Source organism: uncultured Ruegeria sp., assembly GCF_947497005.1.
GTDB lineage: Bacteria > Pseudomonadota > Alphaproteobacteria > Rhodobacterales > Rhodobacteraceae > Ruegeria.
The window spans coordinates 1-15,826 of record NZ_CANMFF010000019.1; the positions used below are offsets into that span (position 1 = coordinate 1).

The window sequence follows — 15,826 nt, forward strand, 5'->3', positions numbered from 1 at the left end:
GCCGGGGATGACCAGCCCACAGCCGGGGACGACCAGCCCACAGCCGGGGATGACCAGCCCACAGCCGGGGACGACCAACCCACAGCCGGGGATGACCAGCCCACAACAGAGGCCGAAGTCGAAACCCCCATCCACATTCCCGAACCTCAGGGCGTGTTGATGATCGACATAACCAATCAGGGCAGCCAGAGCGGCATCACACAGTCGCCTGTTTCAGAGGTCGAGGACGCAGGCACTGATCGGTTTGTATGGAACAAACCGGATTCCGGCCTGAATATATTCAAAAAAGGAAATCCGGCTGCAAAAATCGATAACGATGACGGTGGGTTCGACAGCAGTTTCATTCAGGTCTTTCTGAACCGTGCAGATACCTCAAATGAGACCGGAACGTTTTTCGATTCTGTAGGCCGCGGTTTCTTTGCCGACGGCACTGACTCTCTGACAATCGGAGGTGATGCGGAATTCTTCGACTCTTGGGCGACGAATCTATACGCGGATTTGTTTGCTTAATGGCGACAACCGCCTCCAGCTAGAGAAACTGTCAATCAAAACGCGGGAGGGCCTCAGATTTGGGGCCCGCCCCTGCCTTTTCCGGGCCGGCGCACTTCGGAACATGCAAAACTGTGCTCATACGCCCTTTATGAAGCACCTCTGTTGACTTAAAGCTGATTACCAGCAGCCCCAATTCATTGCGACACATGCGAAAAGGGTTTTGACCGCACCTAGGAGTTTTACGCCCCCATATTGCAACACGCCTTCAAGACAGGGCTGTCCGAATGGGTCTGTTCCACGATGAATTTGCGCAGTTTGGCATTTCAAAGTGAGAAAGTATTTGTCTCGACACATGATCCTGCATCGGCATCATATATGACAGACGGGCCATGACCTTGCTTACGAGTGAACTTTATTCAATTACAGGACCACGAAATGAAACCTGAGAAAATGCCGGAGACCGCAGCAAGCTATCAAGCTTACCTGAACAGCCCGTACAAAAGCAGCAAGCATTCGACCTATTTCGATGTGTATGACAAGCTTTTCTCACCTTACATCGGCAAGCAAATTACCTTCGTCGAAATCGGGGTTCTGAGTGGCGGCTCTTTGTTCATGTGGCGCGAGTTCTTCGGGCCGCAAGCCCGCATCATCGGTGTTGAACTGAACCCCGACGCAAAGCGTTGGGAGCAGGATGGCTTTGAAATTTTCATCGGCAGCCAGAGCGATCCGGCCTTTCTGGAGAAAATTGCAAAAGAGGTCGGTGAAATCGACATCCTCCTGGACGATGGCGGCCATACCTATGAACAACAGATCATCACAACTGAATGCCTGCTGCCGCATATCCGCGATGGGGGTATGCTGGTCGTGGAGGACACGCATACATCCTACATGGAGGGGTTCGGGCTTCGGAACCGATCCTTCGTCAAATATGCCATGAACATGGTTGATCGTATCAACCACCGTTTCTGGAAACTGGCACCAAATGCTGCGGAAAAACGAACCTGGGGGATCAGTTTTTTTGAATCCTTTGTCGTGTTTGAAGTTAACCGCAAAGCGACCTCGGTTGTGTCTGCGCCGACCGAGAACGATGGTGAAGATTTGCATGCCAAGGATTTCAGGCATGCTGACAATCAGGTCTATGAAAACCTGCTGAACACGTCCAAGAAGCTGTCCGCACTCAAAACGATTCCAGGCATGCGCGCGGTAGCGAGACTGGTTCGGGCGGCGGTGTCCCTACCGTCCGACATGAAGCGCGCCCGCAAGTTGAAAGAGTATTTCTGAGCGGGTGATCGGCACTCATGCGCCACGTATCTGCAGAAAACACATAACATGAGCATTGCACTACCAGTCAAATTCCGCTGGCCATACGCGATTTCCGCCAGCCTTCTCGTTTACGCATTCACAACCGCACCGGGCCTGATCAGGGATGGCAGAAACCCGGATGACTGGCGTCAGGTCCATGGCGCACCCGAAGGTGGGATGCCTCTTAACTGGACGACCGAGGAAGGTCGCTGGGCGATGGAGGTTCTCTATGTTCATGTCTTTCAGGAACGCTTCCTGCCTGTATTGCAGACTGGTCTGGCGGCAGGCGTCTTCCTTCTGCTGTCATGGATTCTGGCCCGGCAATCCAGTGATCGTGACACCCGGCCCTTCGCAACCTTTCTGATCTTCACGCTTGGCGTTCATCACGTCTACATGATCAACGCCCTTACTTTTTCGAGCCACGTTTTTGCTTTCCCGCTGGCGCTGCTGCTTTCCGTTGCCGGTTTCAAATGTTTTGAACGGGGTATTTTGCAAGGCTTTGGCGCTCGGGTGATCTGGCTTTTGATCGGCGCGCAATGCATCGCGCTTTGTGCAGCGCTCTATCAGCCTTTTGTCCCTTTTGGCGCCGTGATCCTGTTTCTCTCGATGATCCGAACCCATCGGTACAAAACCCGAGATGTGGGCATATTCATCCTGCTATCGGCAATCGGATCATGCCTTGGCCTTCTGGTCTATTTTGCGCAGGCTCATCTGGCTGCCCAGCTGCATGACCATGTCCCCACGACCAACCGTATCGCGATGCCCTCTCTCCACGAGTTGCAAGGCAAGCTTGAGACGGCTCTTCAATTGCTTGGCCAAATCTGGCGGGGGTCGCTACAAAGAATACCCTGGGCCATCAAGACCCTGAACACCGCCTATATCGGAATTGGGTTTTTGCTGGGCGTTGCGTTGAGCATTTCTGTCCTTATACGGAACCCGCATAATTGGGTGAATGCCCTGCGTATCCTGATGGGCATAACCGGTATTCTCTTGCTGCCCTTGCTGATCTGGTTTTCCTTTGACGGGCAGTGGATACCGTCACGGGCCGTCGCCTATGTCGGCTTACTGGCGGCGGTTTTCTATCTGGCTGTTGATGCAGAAATACGAGCGCGGGGTTTCAGGTCACCCGTCATTCTGGGCCTGCCCCTGATCGTTGCGCTCACATACGCGTCCATGGCGCCTTTCATCTGGGGCGATCAGTCCGAAATGGGAGACCGTGATGAGGCGCTTGCTGAAAAAATCATGGCGCGGCTCGCGGAGCTGGAAGGGTATGACGGTGCGCCATTCCGCATCGTCGGCCATATAGACTATCCCGATCTGGCCTGGGGGGACATGATCGGCTGGACCGTATTTCACGCCGGAAACTCTCGTCCGGGCATCTTCAAGGACATGTATGACCTGGACTGGTATGCTGACGGCGGGCTGTATGAAGGGCCTAAAGCCTGCGAGGCCTTCCCGGCCGAGACTTCCGTCTATCTGCATCATGGTGCCGCCTATGTCTGCCTGTCGCAAAGCCCCGGCTTTTCCGGAAACCTCATGTGCGCCGACAGTGACAGGCCCGAAATCGGCCGTATCTGCGTCACGCCAAAAGCAGTTCTGCGGTTCTCGGAAATCTGTGCGTCTTCCCTTCGAGGGGACAGAATTGACGTTATAAGTACCGCGATGCCAACTGCTCGTAGCGTAATCCAAGGCCACGGCCACACCATACATGGCGGGTGTTTCTATACCGCAGGTTGGAACGGAGAGGTGCCAGATGTGATCGAAGTATCAATGGTGAGCGGCGATGGTACAGTCACTTGGTCCGAAAAGCTGACACTCGACGCGATATGGAATCCATCCGGCAACACAGAATAAGGCACGCGCCTGGCTGATCGCGTGGCCCCGCACAGAAAACGCTATCATCACCGCTGCACGGCATGAGACATTGAGTGACTATGAAAAGACACTGAAAATCGAAAAATTACGCACACACGCAGAACTTTTTGAGCCAAAGGCAAAACCATGGTCACTTATCCCCGGACGCACGGGAAAGGCTACGCGTTATGGTAAATTTAAACATGAGCACCCCCACATTTCTGTCTCGGGGAAAAGCCCCGGACGAAAGCGTCCCGACGCTCAGCATCATTGTACCGATGTTCAATGAAGAAGATGTTCTGCCGGCTCTGCTCGAACGCTTGGGGCAGTTCCTCGATCGGCTTGGGGAAAGCTACGAGATCATCTGCGTGAACGACGGCAGTACAGACGCGACCGCCAGGATTCTGGCCGCCGCGCATGAACACGACAATCGCATCAAGGTGCTGAACTTTTCACGTAATTTCGGCAAGGAAATCGCATTGACGGCGGGGCTAGATGCAGCTGCGGGTGAAGCCGTTGTTCCGATAGACGCGGATTTGCAGGATCCGCCCGAACTGATCGAAAAATTCCTTGAAAAGTGGCGCGAAGGGTTCGACGTCGTCTATGCCGTCCGGCGTCACCGCGACAGCGATACCGCGATGAAACGCTGGACAGCGCTGAAGTTCTATCAGGTCATCAACCGGCTCTCAGGCGTGCCGATACCCGCCAATACCGGCGATTTTCGCCTCATGGACCGGCGCGTGGTCCAAGCTGTCGTTCAGCTGCGCGAGCACAACCGCTTTATGAAGGGCCTTTTTGCCTGGGTCGGGTTTCGGCACACCAAAGTAGCGTATGACCGCCCCGAGCGTGCAGCGGGGCAGACCAAGTTCAACTACTGGCGCCTTTGGAACTTTGCGCTGGACGGTATTACCGGGTTCAGCACCGTACCGCTCAGGATTGCAGGTTATGTCGGTATGCTGACTGCGTTGGCGGCGATCATCTATGGTGCTTTCCTGATCTCACGCACCCTTATTTACGGGGTGGATGTACCCGGCTACGCCTCATTGATGGTTGCAGTGCTGCTGATCGGCGGCCTGCAGCTTGTTGTGCTGGGCGTTATCGGGGAATATCTGGGGCGGCTTTATGCAGAGGCTCAGAAACGCCCGCTTTATATTGTCGAAAGCAGCCTGGGGCTTGAGCCCCGGGACGGTCATTCACGCTGATCTCTCGACCGTCCTGCGAAATCGCTGCGTCTCATCTGCGCCGATAGACAAGCACCTGCCCGTCCCCCAGTGTTCCGGCGAACGCATGTATGCGTTCCAATTGCCCCTCTGCATCACGTTTCAGATCCGGAATGGCGCGGAACATCCGGTCTGGGAACAGAACAACGAGCGCCACAGGGCCAGGCTGGGCCATCGCTTCGGAATAGTCCTGCGCATCCCCGATGGTTCCCCAGTCGGCGTTGAAGTGACCTTCGAAAAGCGGGCCGCCCGGATTGATCGCATATATCCGTTCTGACGGGCTGCGGATGTCTTCCACAAGCGCAAAAGCCCCGGCCAGATCCTGTTTCGGAGCAGAATAGTTTCGCTGCACCAGGAGCACGGACACCACGATCATCGCCAGAATACCCAACGCAAAGAGTGGCCGTCCGAACCGGGGCCGGCGAACCCACCGTGCCACCACATCCGCACCATACCGACACCCAACAACGGCCAGAATAATGATGAGGCCGATATCGACGAAAAAGAACCTCGGCCAGATCCGCATTTCAAGCGACAGGAGAAGGATCAGCGTCACGGCGATATGCATGGCGATGGACGGGAAAAACAACGGCTGCGTCGCATGCGCCCCCACAGCGCCGAATACGATGACGACCAGCCCACCGATGGCGACAAACAACATCAGCGGACCAGTATTTCCAACCGCAGTCCGCAAGCCTTCGACAATTGTCCAAAGCGGGTTCTGATATTCCTGCATAGGGTCTACGGCGGATGTCGCCGAAACCTCGCTTACGGTGCCCGCTATGCTTGGCAAGATCGGCAGATATGCGAGCAGGATCAAAACCAGCGCAACCGCAACGCCCATCAGCGGGTGCAATACCCATTCACGGGTCAAGGTGCCCCGCCCGAACCCGGTCGCCAGGGAAAGCAACCAGATAAACCCCAGAGCGACAAAGAAAAATGCACCGGTAAGATGCGTGAAGACAGCGGCAGCGGCCGTAACGCCGAAGGCAACCCAGGTCCCGGTTGCCGGCTGGCGCATCCCTCGCAGAAAGAAAATGAAGCCAAGCGTGCTCCAGAACGCAAGCTCGGTATATCCGCGCGCGTTTTGAGAGAACCAGACCTGATGATAGGACAAAGCCACGAGCAAGGCTGAAACATGTGCAATCGTGCTGTCTGCGACCTCTTTTGCCAGCCACCAGATTGCCCCGACAAGACCGACACCAAACAGGACCGCCGGAAACCGGTATGCCCAGGCCTGATCCCCGAATATCTGGGAAACCAGCTTTGCCTTCATGCTGAAGAAATAATGATGGTTCATCGAATATTCGCGCATCATCTCCCCCCATGGAAGGTTGACATGCGTATCGACGGTCCGAATCTCGTCATACCACAGGGGCGCGTTCAACCCGGCGCTTCTGAGGATTGCCGCAAAAAGAAGGATGAACAGGAGTATTGCCAGATCATTGCGTCCAAGCACGGGGGAAGGCTGTTTCATGAGCTTCTCCAGTCAGCTCGGCTCAGGTCAGGTACCCAGAAAAACCGACAGCATGGGCGCGGCAAATGCCAATCCTTCTTTCGCATCCCACCGTATCCGGGACGGATACCGACACAAAGTTCCGATGCGGGCGGTTTCATCTCAAAAACACCCCAAAACAGTCACTAATGCACAAAATAATTCTCTATTGTTTCTCATTTACGCACTCTGCCAAGCCGCTTTATCCAGCATTTGACGGTAAATCTGTTCGATCCGTTCATGCACCCGGGTTGGGTCAAAGCGGTCCTCACGTGCCAGTGCACGAGCGTTGGACCCCAGTTCCCGGCGCAGTTCCTCGTTCCCCGCAAGCTCCAGCACAGCAGCAGTCAGCCCTTCGGCATCGCCAACCGGGCAAAGCCGCCCAACCTGTTCAGACACAAGTTCACTCACACCGCCGCAATCGGTCGCTATCACCGGCAAGCCGGCATGAAAGGCCTCTACGATTGAAATCGGCAGCGCCTCCCAACGGGACGTGAGCAGCATGCAATCGGCAGCGGCCATATGCAGGGGGACGGTATCGATCGGCCCCAGAACCCGGATATTTTCACTCACCCCCGCCGAAGCAATCCAACCCGAAATCACATCTTCCAAAGGACCATGACCTGCCAGCGCGAGCACGATATCGCGGCGCTCCTTCACCAGCCGGGCCAGCACATCGATCATCAGGTCGATACCCTTTTGCGGATCCAGCCGGGCCGGGCTGAAAATCAACACACCTTTCTCGTCGCGCAAAAGTTCCTGTCTCAGCGCCAGAACTGCAGCGGGATCCTGATCCGGGGGCGGTGGCACACCAAGCCCAAGCTGGGCTGTGCGCGCCCGCGGCAGGCCACGATCGATCAATGCATCAAGGGTTTTATGGCTGGGGCAAGCAGTGACATGAGCCGCGAACTGAGCACTGCGCGCCACCCCGCCATACCGTTCGGGCGTTGAACCATGAAAGGTGAAAAGGCGGCGGGTCGGCTGACCGGCAAGCGCCAGCCGGGCGACAAGCGCAGGGGCGGTTTCGTGAGAGTGAACAAGGTCGAAACGGCCGCGGGCTACGATCTTTCGCAGTTTTTGCGCACAGCCCACGGCGGCTCCTAGCCGTCTCATCATACTGAGACCCTCGTCTTCCGATACACGTTTCAGGTCCAACGCATGAAACCCGACATCGCGCCCTTCCTGGCCCCATGGACCAGGCGGTCCACCCAGTTCGACATGATGCCCTCGATCCCGCAGATGATCTGTCAGGTCAAGAATATGGCGCTGAATTCCACCTCGTTCGAACGCTGGCCCCAATTGCAGAACGCGTAACGGCCGGGTGGAATGTCCGGTTGCAATATCCGGATCCTGCTCTGATCGCCCTGAAACATAGGCCATAGACGAAACCCCTTACCCCCCTTGTCCGGGGCGCATGTGGACGTCACACAAACCCACCACCCGGAAAGGTCTTACCAAATCGATTACAGCCTCAGCACCGTTGATCCGACATTGTACGGGGCCAAGACATTTGAAACACGGTCATCATATGGCAGGTGCGTAGCCCGTCAAAGGTATCCTTGACAATAGATACGTCGATAGAGGGGAGGAATGCACCAATAACCATGCTCACTCCGACTGAAGTGACCCACCACTCCGGTTGAGAACCTGACAGGGGTAGACTTGGCCAATTTCGACGAGAGCAGCTTTGAACTCCTCGATCGTCGAAGGAGAAATACGGCAGCGCCCGGATTTCCCACCTTTCAGAGGGTTTAGGTGCTGTGAGGTAAGCCAGACCACTTCAAGTGCCCTGCCTTGCGAGACGAGCCACTCAATGAGCTCGTCTTCGCTGGGCTGAGAACAGCAGCAAGATCAATCAGGAGCCTGCGTGGATTGGCATGAGCAGAAGGTCAGTATGTGGAGACCCGGCTTTTGGATTCACTCTGCCGCAAATCGTCCCGGGCCGGAGGCATCAAGATCGATGATCTGCACGTCGTCGCGTAACGCGAGCGCGTAATGCAGCGTTTTGTAGCCACCTGAACGCTCAAGACCATAGGCCAAAACTCTAGTACAACCGGACAACGCATTCTGGTCTGACTCTGTGCACAGCTCAGCACGTGACCTTCATGCCCCTGCGTGTCGACCCAGATCAGATCTGGCCCGTTTTCGGGCGGCAGACCATCAGCGCTGGCGCGTGGGTTTCAAAGGCGGCGATGATATCGCTGGCCCGGAAAAGGAAGATACCGCCATTCCACAGATGTTTGCCATCGGCCACCATCGCCGTGGCAGTATGCACATCGGGTTTCTCTACAAAGCTGTCGAGCTTGACGGGTGTGATGCCTTCAGGCGCTGTGGCCAGCTTGAGATACCCATAGCCGGTCTCAGGTCGATTCGGTGTAATTCCAAAGGTCACCAATTGCCCGGCCTGGGCCGCTGGCATGCCCGCATCCACAGCGGCGCGGAATGCGTTTGCATCTGGCACAACATGATCGGACGGTGCGACCAGCAGCAAGGCCTCAGGGTCGGACGCAGCCACATGCAAGGCTGCAGCCAGAACCGCGGGCGCGGTATTGCGCCCTTCGGGCTCAATCAGAATCGCACCTGGATCAATGCCCGCTGCCTGCAACTGTTCGGTCACGATAAACCGGAAATCAAACCCGGTTACCACCACGGGCGCGGCATAACTCTCGCCGGACAGACACCTGGCCGAAGCCTGAAACAGGGTCTCTTCCCCGGCAATGGCGGCAAACTGCTTTGGATAGGATTTCCGAGACAGCGGCCAAAGACGAGTGCCGGAACCGCCGCAGAGAAGAACAGGAGTGATGGACACGATCAAACAACCTTTGTCAGTTAATTGAGGTTTCTACTCTCAACTTAACACCGGTTTTTCGAGACGCTTCTTTTGTTACGGGATCGGTTTTCGGCTGTTTGCAGAAATCGCAGGATAAGTGTGTCCGGTAAGTCGCTAGCTCTGGTCGTTCAAAAAGTTTGCGACACATCCTTAGAAACTCATTGTTCGAATATTCTGTGGGGCCGCACTCCGCTGCGGTCGCCCCTGACCGAAACTGCCGATCAAAAGATCACATGTTTCGACGCACTCCTCCCCTGGCGTTGCGCTGATATAGCAGCGTGACAACACCCGCTACGGATCAAAAGGCCGGGTTCAGCGGACGGGAAACATTGTTCCGCAATGTTATTTGATTGACGTGTCGTAAGAATAATTCAAGCTACAGACATAAGTATGTATTTTCGAAAGTATGTTTCTGGTTAAAAGGTGTGATTGGTGAAAGCAAAATCAGAGTGCCGCTTTTGGATACTGTTTAGTGGCTTGGTGGTGATCGCGGCATTGCTCCGTGTTTATTTGGCGCTCAATTCTGGCTACCTCTGGGATGAAGAACGAGACTGGTTGGTAACAGCCTCGCAGATATCCTTTGACAGTGAAGATCCTTATCTTCCTATACGTGCCCGTGTTCACGGGGCCATTACAGCTTACCTCGCATATTTCGGATCTGAAATTTTCGGGGAAACCCACTTTGGTTATCGGTTTTTCAGCATTGTATCGGGCGTCGCCTTCGTTGCCTTCATCGGTTTGTTTGCAAAATATCTTTTTGGCAATCTTGCTGCGCTCTTCTCAACTCTTTTCGTAGCTCTGAATGAGTTCCACATTGTAGTGTCCGCAACGGCCATTCAGATGAGTCACTATCTTCTGCTACAATGTGCAGCCATCTACTTTCTCGTGCGAGCCATCCTGGAAAACAGGCCAAAATTCTTTTACCTCGTGGCAGCGTTCAGCGCCTTAGGTTTCCTGTTATACGAACTGGGTGCACTGATGCTGCCCTTTGCGCTGGGTGCTGTCGCCCTCTCGGGGGCATGGGGCATGTTAAGACCTAAGTATCTGGCGGGGCCCATCTTGTTAGGGCTTGTTATTGCCTCACCCGATATTGCAGCCAATCTCTCTGAGCGGGACGCCGACCAACTCGGCTGGGGACACTTCGCGCAAGGCCTGGGTGGACTGGACTTCACCGCTGCGTTTCTATCGTTCTTCGGACGTGAACCTTTCGACTTTCTGTTTCAGGCAGTTCTGGGCCGTAATTTCCATCTTGAAGGTCGGGAATATGCGGCAATGAACGGCGCATTCGGGCTGGCGGTATTCCTTTCAATACTGGCAGCGCTGCGGGTGGGAACCTCAACAGTCGAAGACAGAAAAATACCTGTTCTTTTCGTCTGTATTATCTTGGTCCTGCTGGTCGGGTTCAGTTTTGTCGGCCCCCGCGAGGGGAATTTCTACAGGTTTTTTGGATGGATGGCCGTCGCGCTCATACCATCTGCGCTGCTGGTGGGTTACGCGTCCGAAAAGCGGCTTTTGGGCCCTGCAGTTGCAGTATGCATGACCATTGCCACGGTCATGAGCCTGTCAAGTCTCGTATTCAGAAATTACGGGATGCAGTCCTATAGGCTCGTGATCACTCCAAGGGCCGCCTACCCGGACCCGTCTGGGTGCCGCTTGTTCAGAGCCAACTTCGATTTTTGCGACATCTGCGACAAGTGGATCGAAGTAACGGATATTCGAGTTACAACTCGCGCAGTCCAAAGCGACAGCAATACCTCACCCTATTGCACATCTTCAGATCCGGGCCTGTTTCTAAAGGTCCCGCACTCTGACGCGGCTGCGGCCAGGGATGACACCGGGGGATATAACGTTGAGATCATAGTTCAGACTGACAAAGGGCGCGAAATTTCACTGACTAGGGCCATCCCTGTTTCAACAAGTGACGCACCCAAAGTTCCGACCCCATTTTGGGTGCATGAATGATGGCGAACCGGTATTCTGATCCGGGTCTGTGGAAGATAGGAGCGGTTCCCGTTTTCTTTCTTTTGATCGGCTTTTGGTCAAAATCAAAAAGATCGGAGCTATTCTAAATCGGCCCGTCACCCTGATTGAATCCAGAAAACTCTGCTTGTCGCTGATCCAAAGACGGGTATCGCCTCAAGTTGGGCGAACTCTAAACAAAACTGGAGGAGATTTCAGACTTAGATCACCCAAGTCAGATTTGTGCTTTCACAATGCCGCAACAAGCCTGCCGTTACGAAGTTCCTTGCATAGGTGCTGGATGTCAAAGCCTTCGCATCATCCTTGGTAACATCGACGGGCCTCGAACAGAGTCGCAGCAACCTCCGGATGCTCCAACGCATCTACTCACGAGCGAAAGGAAAAGGTGGTGTTTCGACGGTGCGGCTCATTGACGGGCTTACAACATCCCATAGTAAATCGAATTTGTAACACAACCACCTTATCCTGTCACACTCTCCAAGAGGAAACCGGGGGTGATTTTAGAAATCTGTATTTTCTCAAATTACTCCCGGAACAGTTTTTCTCTTGGAGGTAATTTCCACGCCGGGAAAAAAAGAGAGGTGGCCCGACAAATCTGAACAGGTGAGTTAGTTGGATTTTCCGCCCCCTTTTCCAGCCAGCAGGCGTCGGTGCCGGTGGACCGGCGCAGGGCAATCATGCACCGCATGGGCTGCCCGACCAGCGCCCGTCACAAACCGGCACGTTCAAGTTCATAATGGCAATTTCTGCACGCTTCCCGCAGAGGCGTGGCTCCGATGATACCGTGGTCAGGACAGTCGCTGACTTCAATCAAGCACGCCAATGAGATGGGCACATCTGATTTACATCGAACCAGCATCATGTTGGCAGCCACCGCGCTGACCTCGAACCGAAGCATGCACCGGAAGGATCTCAACCGTAGGCCGTGACAGAAAGCAGGCGGACACGAACGAGGTGAAGCTACACCACCTTGGCGGATCAGTTATTCTGCGCAAACCAGCTTGGCTGAGACGGCCCCGTTACCGAAGTCCTGAGCTTAGGCCGCCAGCTTCGCAAACTGCTTGACGAAAGTTACCACGCTCTAATAGGTTGTCTAAAGTTGCAGTCTCAGGATTTGCCATTGCTTCATTCGATTCAGGCGCTTCGGGCGATTGCCGCCTCTATCGTTACCCTTTTCCACTGCGTATTTTGGCTGCATCAGAGCTTCGGCGTCTCTTTCCCAAACACAACATATATCGCCGGCCTGGGAGCATCCGGCGTCCATATCTTTTTTGTCATCAGTGGCTTTATTATGATGTGGACGAACCAAGACAACAGCGGAAACTGGAGGAAATTTCTCCGGAAACGTTTTTCTCGTATCTACCCATCCTATTGGTTGGTTGCCCTTATCGGCATCCTTCTGGCTATCCTGACCGGCCGAATGCTTCCTGACCAACTCACAATTTGGATCGGGTTTGTTCTACTCTTACCCAAAGGTGCAAGCGCTATAATCGATGTCGGTTGGACTCTGGCTTACGAAGTCTATTTTTACATCATTTTTGCTGTACTGATCGCGCTTCGTGTCTCGTTGCAGCAACGAGTAATCTGGCTGGGTGCCATTTTTCTTGTCAGCACAACAATTGGTGTTTTCTGGAAACCGCCTAGCGGTATCGCATTTGGATTACCAAAACTAATAACCAGTGGTCTACTATTGGAGTTCGCAGCTGGGGCAGTTATTGGCCTGTTTGCTATTCGCTCTTCCCCCGTCCCTGCCTGGCAAGGCGCTGTCATGGTTTTGGCTGCAATACTTGGATTTGCAGTAAGTGTCGCAGTTGACTACCACGCCTACCCTGCAATCGTTCTTTGGGGTGCGCCAAGTATTCTTCTGGTTGCCGGATTAGTCATGCTTGAACGCAGCGGATGGGGGTTAAAGCTGTTTCGAAAATTAAGTCCCCTAGGCGATTCATCATACGCACTTTATCTTATTCATGCGATTTTGATTCCAGTTCTAGTTCATTTTTTGCCTACATACAGCAGCCTCAACTATTTAATTTTTCTAGCTTTTGTAGCATTACTGTATTTAGTCAATATTGCCGTTGCACATCTTTATTACTTAAAAATTGAAACGCTTCTAATCCGAAACACAAACAACATTTTAAACCGTGCGGTAGAGCAGCATCAAAAGCGCTCTAAATTTACTAGAAGAAACCGTGCAAAAAGAGAAACGCGGCGAGATCCACAAAAGGTTTGGCCACAGAAGAAGTGAATAACGAAGGGCTCTCGATCGGCACTGTCGATTTAACAAGACAATGTCGCAAGCCTGCACCAAAATCAGATCTCACGCAGCTCTGCCATCACATATTCGAATTAGACAGGAGTAGAGTGTGATGATCGGTTATATTTTTTCAGTATTGTCACTGACCTGCTCCCCGATGTTCCCTCACTCATAAGGAGAGTTGGTTCTACCGCAAACTGTGTTCCTCCTGTCAGGTCGAGTGCAATTCTGATAGCGAGCGCCCCAATAAGACAGGTGTCACTGTGCCCTCAATTTCTGGACACAGATACATTCTAGTTCATTTGCCCCGATCTTGTGCCCTCAATGGTTGGCTATCCACAAGTCACCAACCAGCTAAGGCATTGATCGGCTGTGTGCGTTGGCGAACCAGAAGCTCCCGAGCTCGAAAAACCATTGCTGCGCCTTGGGATTCCTCACTTTTAACAGGAACAACCGCCCGATCTTGAGCGTGAAACAGTGGGGTCTGAGCCTAAGAGAGCTCTGGTCGAGATCGTCTTTAAGGTAATGATTTCAATCTGAATTTCGAACAATACTCATTTCTCTGGTGTTGTGCATTCTATATTGCCAATTTTGATTTTTCGTTTCTATTTCTGATAAGTATCTCTTATCATGTTTATTGAATTCACCGCAAAACGCGCGCAGAATAGCAGCCATGAAGCCACCAGCCGCATATCTCCCCGCCTCCCCTGCCCTGTCCCAGGCAGACCAGGACGCCCTGACCGACCTCTATGTGCGTGGCACGCCCGCCAATACGCTGAGGGCTTATGAGCGCGACCTGCTCTACGTAACAGCGTGGAAAGAGGCGCGCTTTGGATCGGCGTTGGACTGGCCCGAGAGTGAAGCCAGGGCGCTCACCTTCATTCTCGATCACGCCCGCGATCTTGGCGACGCGCCAGAGGAAGACATCGCCCGTCAAACGGCAGAAGCGCTGATCGCACAAGGGCTGCGCAAATCGCTGGCCTGCCCTGCCCCGTCAACACTGGACCGGCGCATCGCGTCGTGGCTGGCCTTTCACCGGATGAAGAACCTTTCCAGCCCCTTCGGCGCGCCTCAGGTGAAACAGGCCCGCGCCAAGGCGCGCCGGGCGGCCGCCCGGCCCCCTGCCCCGAAATCCGCCCATCCGATCACCCGCGGCGTGCTGGAACAGTTGCTGGCCACCTGTCAGGGCACCCGCCGGGATTGCCGCGACCGGGCCATTCTGATGCTGGGCTGGGCCAGCGGCGGGCGGCGCCGGTCCGAGATCACCGGGCTGATGCGCGAGGATGTGTCATGCAAGGAGTTCGACAAATCAGGCGTGGTCTGGCTGTCCCTGCTGGAGACCAAGACCACAGCCAGGGGCGAGACGCCGCGGCTGGTGCTGAAGGGCCGCGCCGCGCAGGCGCTGGTGCATTGGATCGAGGTTGGGCAGATCACAGATGGTCCCCTGTTCCGCCCTGTCTCCAAGGCGGATCGGGTGCTGAAACGCCGCCTGTCGCCGGATGCGATCTATCAGATCGTGAAACATCGCCTCAGGCTGGCCGGATTGCCCGAAGATTTTGCCTCACCGCACGGGTTGCGGTCGGGCTTTCTGACCCAAGCCGCACTGGACGGTGCCCCGATCCAGGCCGCCATGCGCCTGTCGCTGCACCGCTCCATGGCCCAGGCGCAGAAATATTATGACGATGTCGATATAACAGAAAATCCCGCAACCGATCTGTTGGGATAGGTTTAAGACCCTTTCTCCCGGCATGGGTCGAAGCGATGCCTGCTTATCTCTCTCTTCAGCACCTTGATTGCGTGTCTTGAGCGTTTGTCTTCTTGCATATGAGGCAAGCAGAAGAACTGATTTCCCCTGCTAAAATGACTGTGGCCAATACCGGCCGCCTCTTGTGATCAAAGTAAGATAAGCGGACCTTTGCACGTTTTGGCGAACCTCCATTGCCATGCAGGACTGCCAGACATAAGTTACAAAGCAGAAATGCAAGACATGTTCATGTCTCAATAATAAAAACGCAGTGTCGCACGAGTAGTGGAGCAATGCTCCTTCCGGTAAAAATAACCAAATTTTAACCCTCGGTGGTTCAAAGTTTTGCCATGATTTCGTTGCGGAATCATTTTGGGCATCTGCTCAATGGCATGACGGCGCTCACCTAGGTCTGGCCAGACCAAGACCATAGCCGGAGGACTTGGAGAACATGATGGGAATTATCGGAATAGCCATTCTTGTTGGCCTGTGCGCCGCTGGGGTTGCTTTGTTCTCCGGTGCATCCATCCTTATGGCTCTGGGCAGCTATATCCTCTTCGGGTGGGTGTTCATCATTGCTGCTCTCATCATCATCGGCACTGTCAAAACCGTGAAGACACGCGTGCAGAAACAAAACCCCGCCTATTCCAGCTAA

10 protein-coding genes and 2 pseudogenes are annotated in these 15,826 nt (G+C 54.3%); 8 read left to right on the forward strand and 4 right to left on the reverse strand.

Translation table 11 applies throughout. The features are described from left to right. From Q0816_RS21035 to Q0816_RS21050, 4 genes are all read left to right on the forward strand, one after another. Nucleotides 1-510 (forward strand): hypothetical protein (locus tag Q0816_RS21035; RefSeq protein ID WP_298854312.1); only part of this gene is annotated, 510 nt, incomplete at its 5' end. A 417-nt stretch (nucleotides 511-927) separates the two neighbouring features. Continuing rightward, nucleotides 928-1,773 carry a class I SAM-dependent methyltransferase gene (locus Q0816_RS21040; protein ID WP_298854314.1) on the forward strand — a complete coding sequence of 282 codons (846 nt, stop codon included), beginning with the start codon at nucleotides 928-930 and terminating at the stop codon, nucleotides 1,771-1,773. Between the two features lie 48 nt (nucleotides 1,774-1,821). After that, complete coding sequence (locus tag Q0816_RS21045) at nucleotides 1,822-3,648, forward strand: glucosyltransferase domain-containing protein (protein ID WP_298854315.1); 1,827 nt, start codon at nucleotides 1,822-1,824, stop codon at nucleotides 3,646-3,648. A 203-nt stretch (nucleotides 3,649-3,851) separates the two neighbouring features. Continuing rightward, a complete protein-coding gene (locus Q0816_RS21050) occupies nucleotides 3,852-4,850 on the forward strand; it encodes a glycosyltransferase family 2 protein (protein WP_298854316.1) in 999 nt (332 codons plus the stop codon). A gap of 31 nt (nucleotides 4,851-4,881) precedes the next feature. Here the strand turns inward: Q0816_RS21050 and Q0816_RS21055 are convergent, their stop codons facing one another. The 3 genes and pseudogenes from Q0816_RS21055 to Q0816_RS21065 all read right to left on the reverse strand — a co-directional run. Then, a complete protein-coding gene (locus Q0816_RS21055) occupies nucleotides 4,882-6,345 on the reverse strand; it encodes a glycosyltransferase family 39 protein (protein WP_298854317.1) in 1,464 nt (487 codons plus the stop codon). A 198-nt stretch (nucleotides 6,346-6,543) separates the two neighbouring features. Next, complete coding sequence (locus tag Q0816_RS21060; protein WP_298854319.1) at nucleotides 6,544-7,743, reverse strand: glycosyltransferase family 4 protein; 1,200 nt, start codon at nucleotides 7,741-7,743, stop codon at nucleotides 6,544-6,546. A 778-nt stretch (nucleotides 7,744-8,521) separates the two neighbouring features. Continuing rightward, nucleotides 8,522-9,175: pseudogene (locus Q0816_RS21065) on the reverse strand (mannose-1-phosphate guanylyltransferase); the annotation flags it as partial. A 450-nt stretch (nucleotides 9,176-9,625) separates the two neighbouring features. On the opposite strand from Q0816_RS21065, the gene Q0816_RS21070 reads away from it, so the two are divergent. Both Q0816_RS21070 and Q0816_RS21075 read left to right on the forward strand, forming a co-directional pair. Further along, on the forward strand, nucleotides 9,626-11,155 hold the full coding sequence (locus tag Q0816_RS21070) for a glycosyltransferase family 39 protein (protein WP_298854321.1): 1,530 nt from the start codon (nucleotides 9,626-9,628) through the stop codon (nucleotides 11,153-11,155). 1,117 nt (nucleotides 11,156-12,272) lie between these two features. Continuing rightward, on the forward strand, nucleotides 12,273-13,418 hold the full coding sequence (locus Q0816_RS21075) for an acyltransferase (RefSeq protein WP_298854322.1): 1,146 nt from the start codon (nucleotides 12,273-12,275) through the stop codon (nucleotides 13,416-13,418). Nucleotides 13,419-13,776: 358 nt separating this feature from the next. Here the strand turns inward: Q0816_RS21075 and Q0816_RS21080 are convergent. After that, nucleotides 13,777-13,878, reverse strand: a pseudogene (locus Q0816_RS21080) (IS110 family transposase); the annotation flags it as partial. 222 nt (nucleotides 13,879-14,100) lie between these two features. On the opposite strand from Q0816_RS21080, the gene Q0816_RS21085 reads away from it, so the two are divergent. Both Q0816_RS21085 and Q0816_RS21090 read left to right on the forward strand, forming a co-directional pair. Then, entirely contained in the window at nucleotides 14,101-15,153 is a 1,053-nt protein-coding gene (locus tag Q0816_RS21085) for a tyrosine-type recombinase/integrase (protein ID WP_298854324.1), read from the forward strand. 469 nt (nucleotides 15,154-15,622) lie between these two features. Continuing rightward, a complete protein-coding gene (locus Q0816_RS21090) occupies nucleotides 15,623-15,826 on the forward strand; it encodes a hypothetical protein (protein ID WP_298854326.1) in 204 nt (67 codons plus the stop codon).

Coding starts and splice junctions, on each gene's coding strand:
- Q0816_RS21040 (WP_298854314.1), top strand. CDS start 928: ATGAAACCTGAGAAAATGCCGGAGACCGCAGCAAGCTATCAAGCTTAC.
- Q0816_RS21045 (WP_298854315.1), top strand. CDS start 1,822: ATGAGCATTGCACTACCAGTCAAATTCCGCTGGCCATACGCGATTTCC.
- Q0816_RS21050 (WP_298854316.1), top strand. CDS start 3,852: ATGAGCACCCCCACATTTCTGTCTCGGGGAAAAGCCCCGGACGAAAGC.
- Q0816_RS21055 (WP_298854317.1), bottom strand. CDS start 6,345: ATGAAACAGCCTTCCCCCGTGCTTGGACGCAATGATCTGGCAATACTC.
- Q0816_RS21060 (WP_298854319.1), bottom strand. CDS start 7,743: ATGGCCTATGTTTCAGGGCGATCAGAGCAGGATCCGGATATTGCAACC.
- Q0816_RS21085 (WP_298854324.1), top strand. CDS start 14,101: ATGAAGCCACCAGCCGCATATCTCCCCGCCTCCCCTGCCCTGTCCCAG.
- Q0816_RS21090 (WP_298854326.1), top strand. CDS start 15,623: ATGATGGGAATTATCGGAATAGCCATTCTTGTTGGCCTGTGCGCCGCT.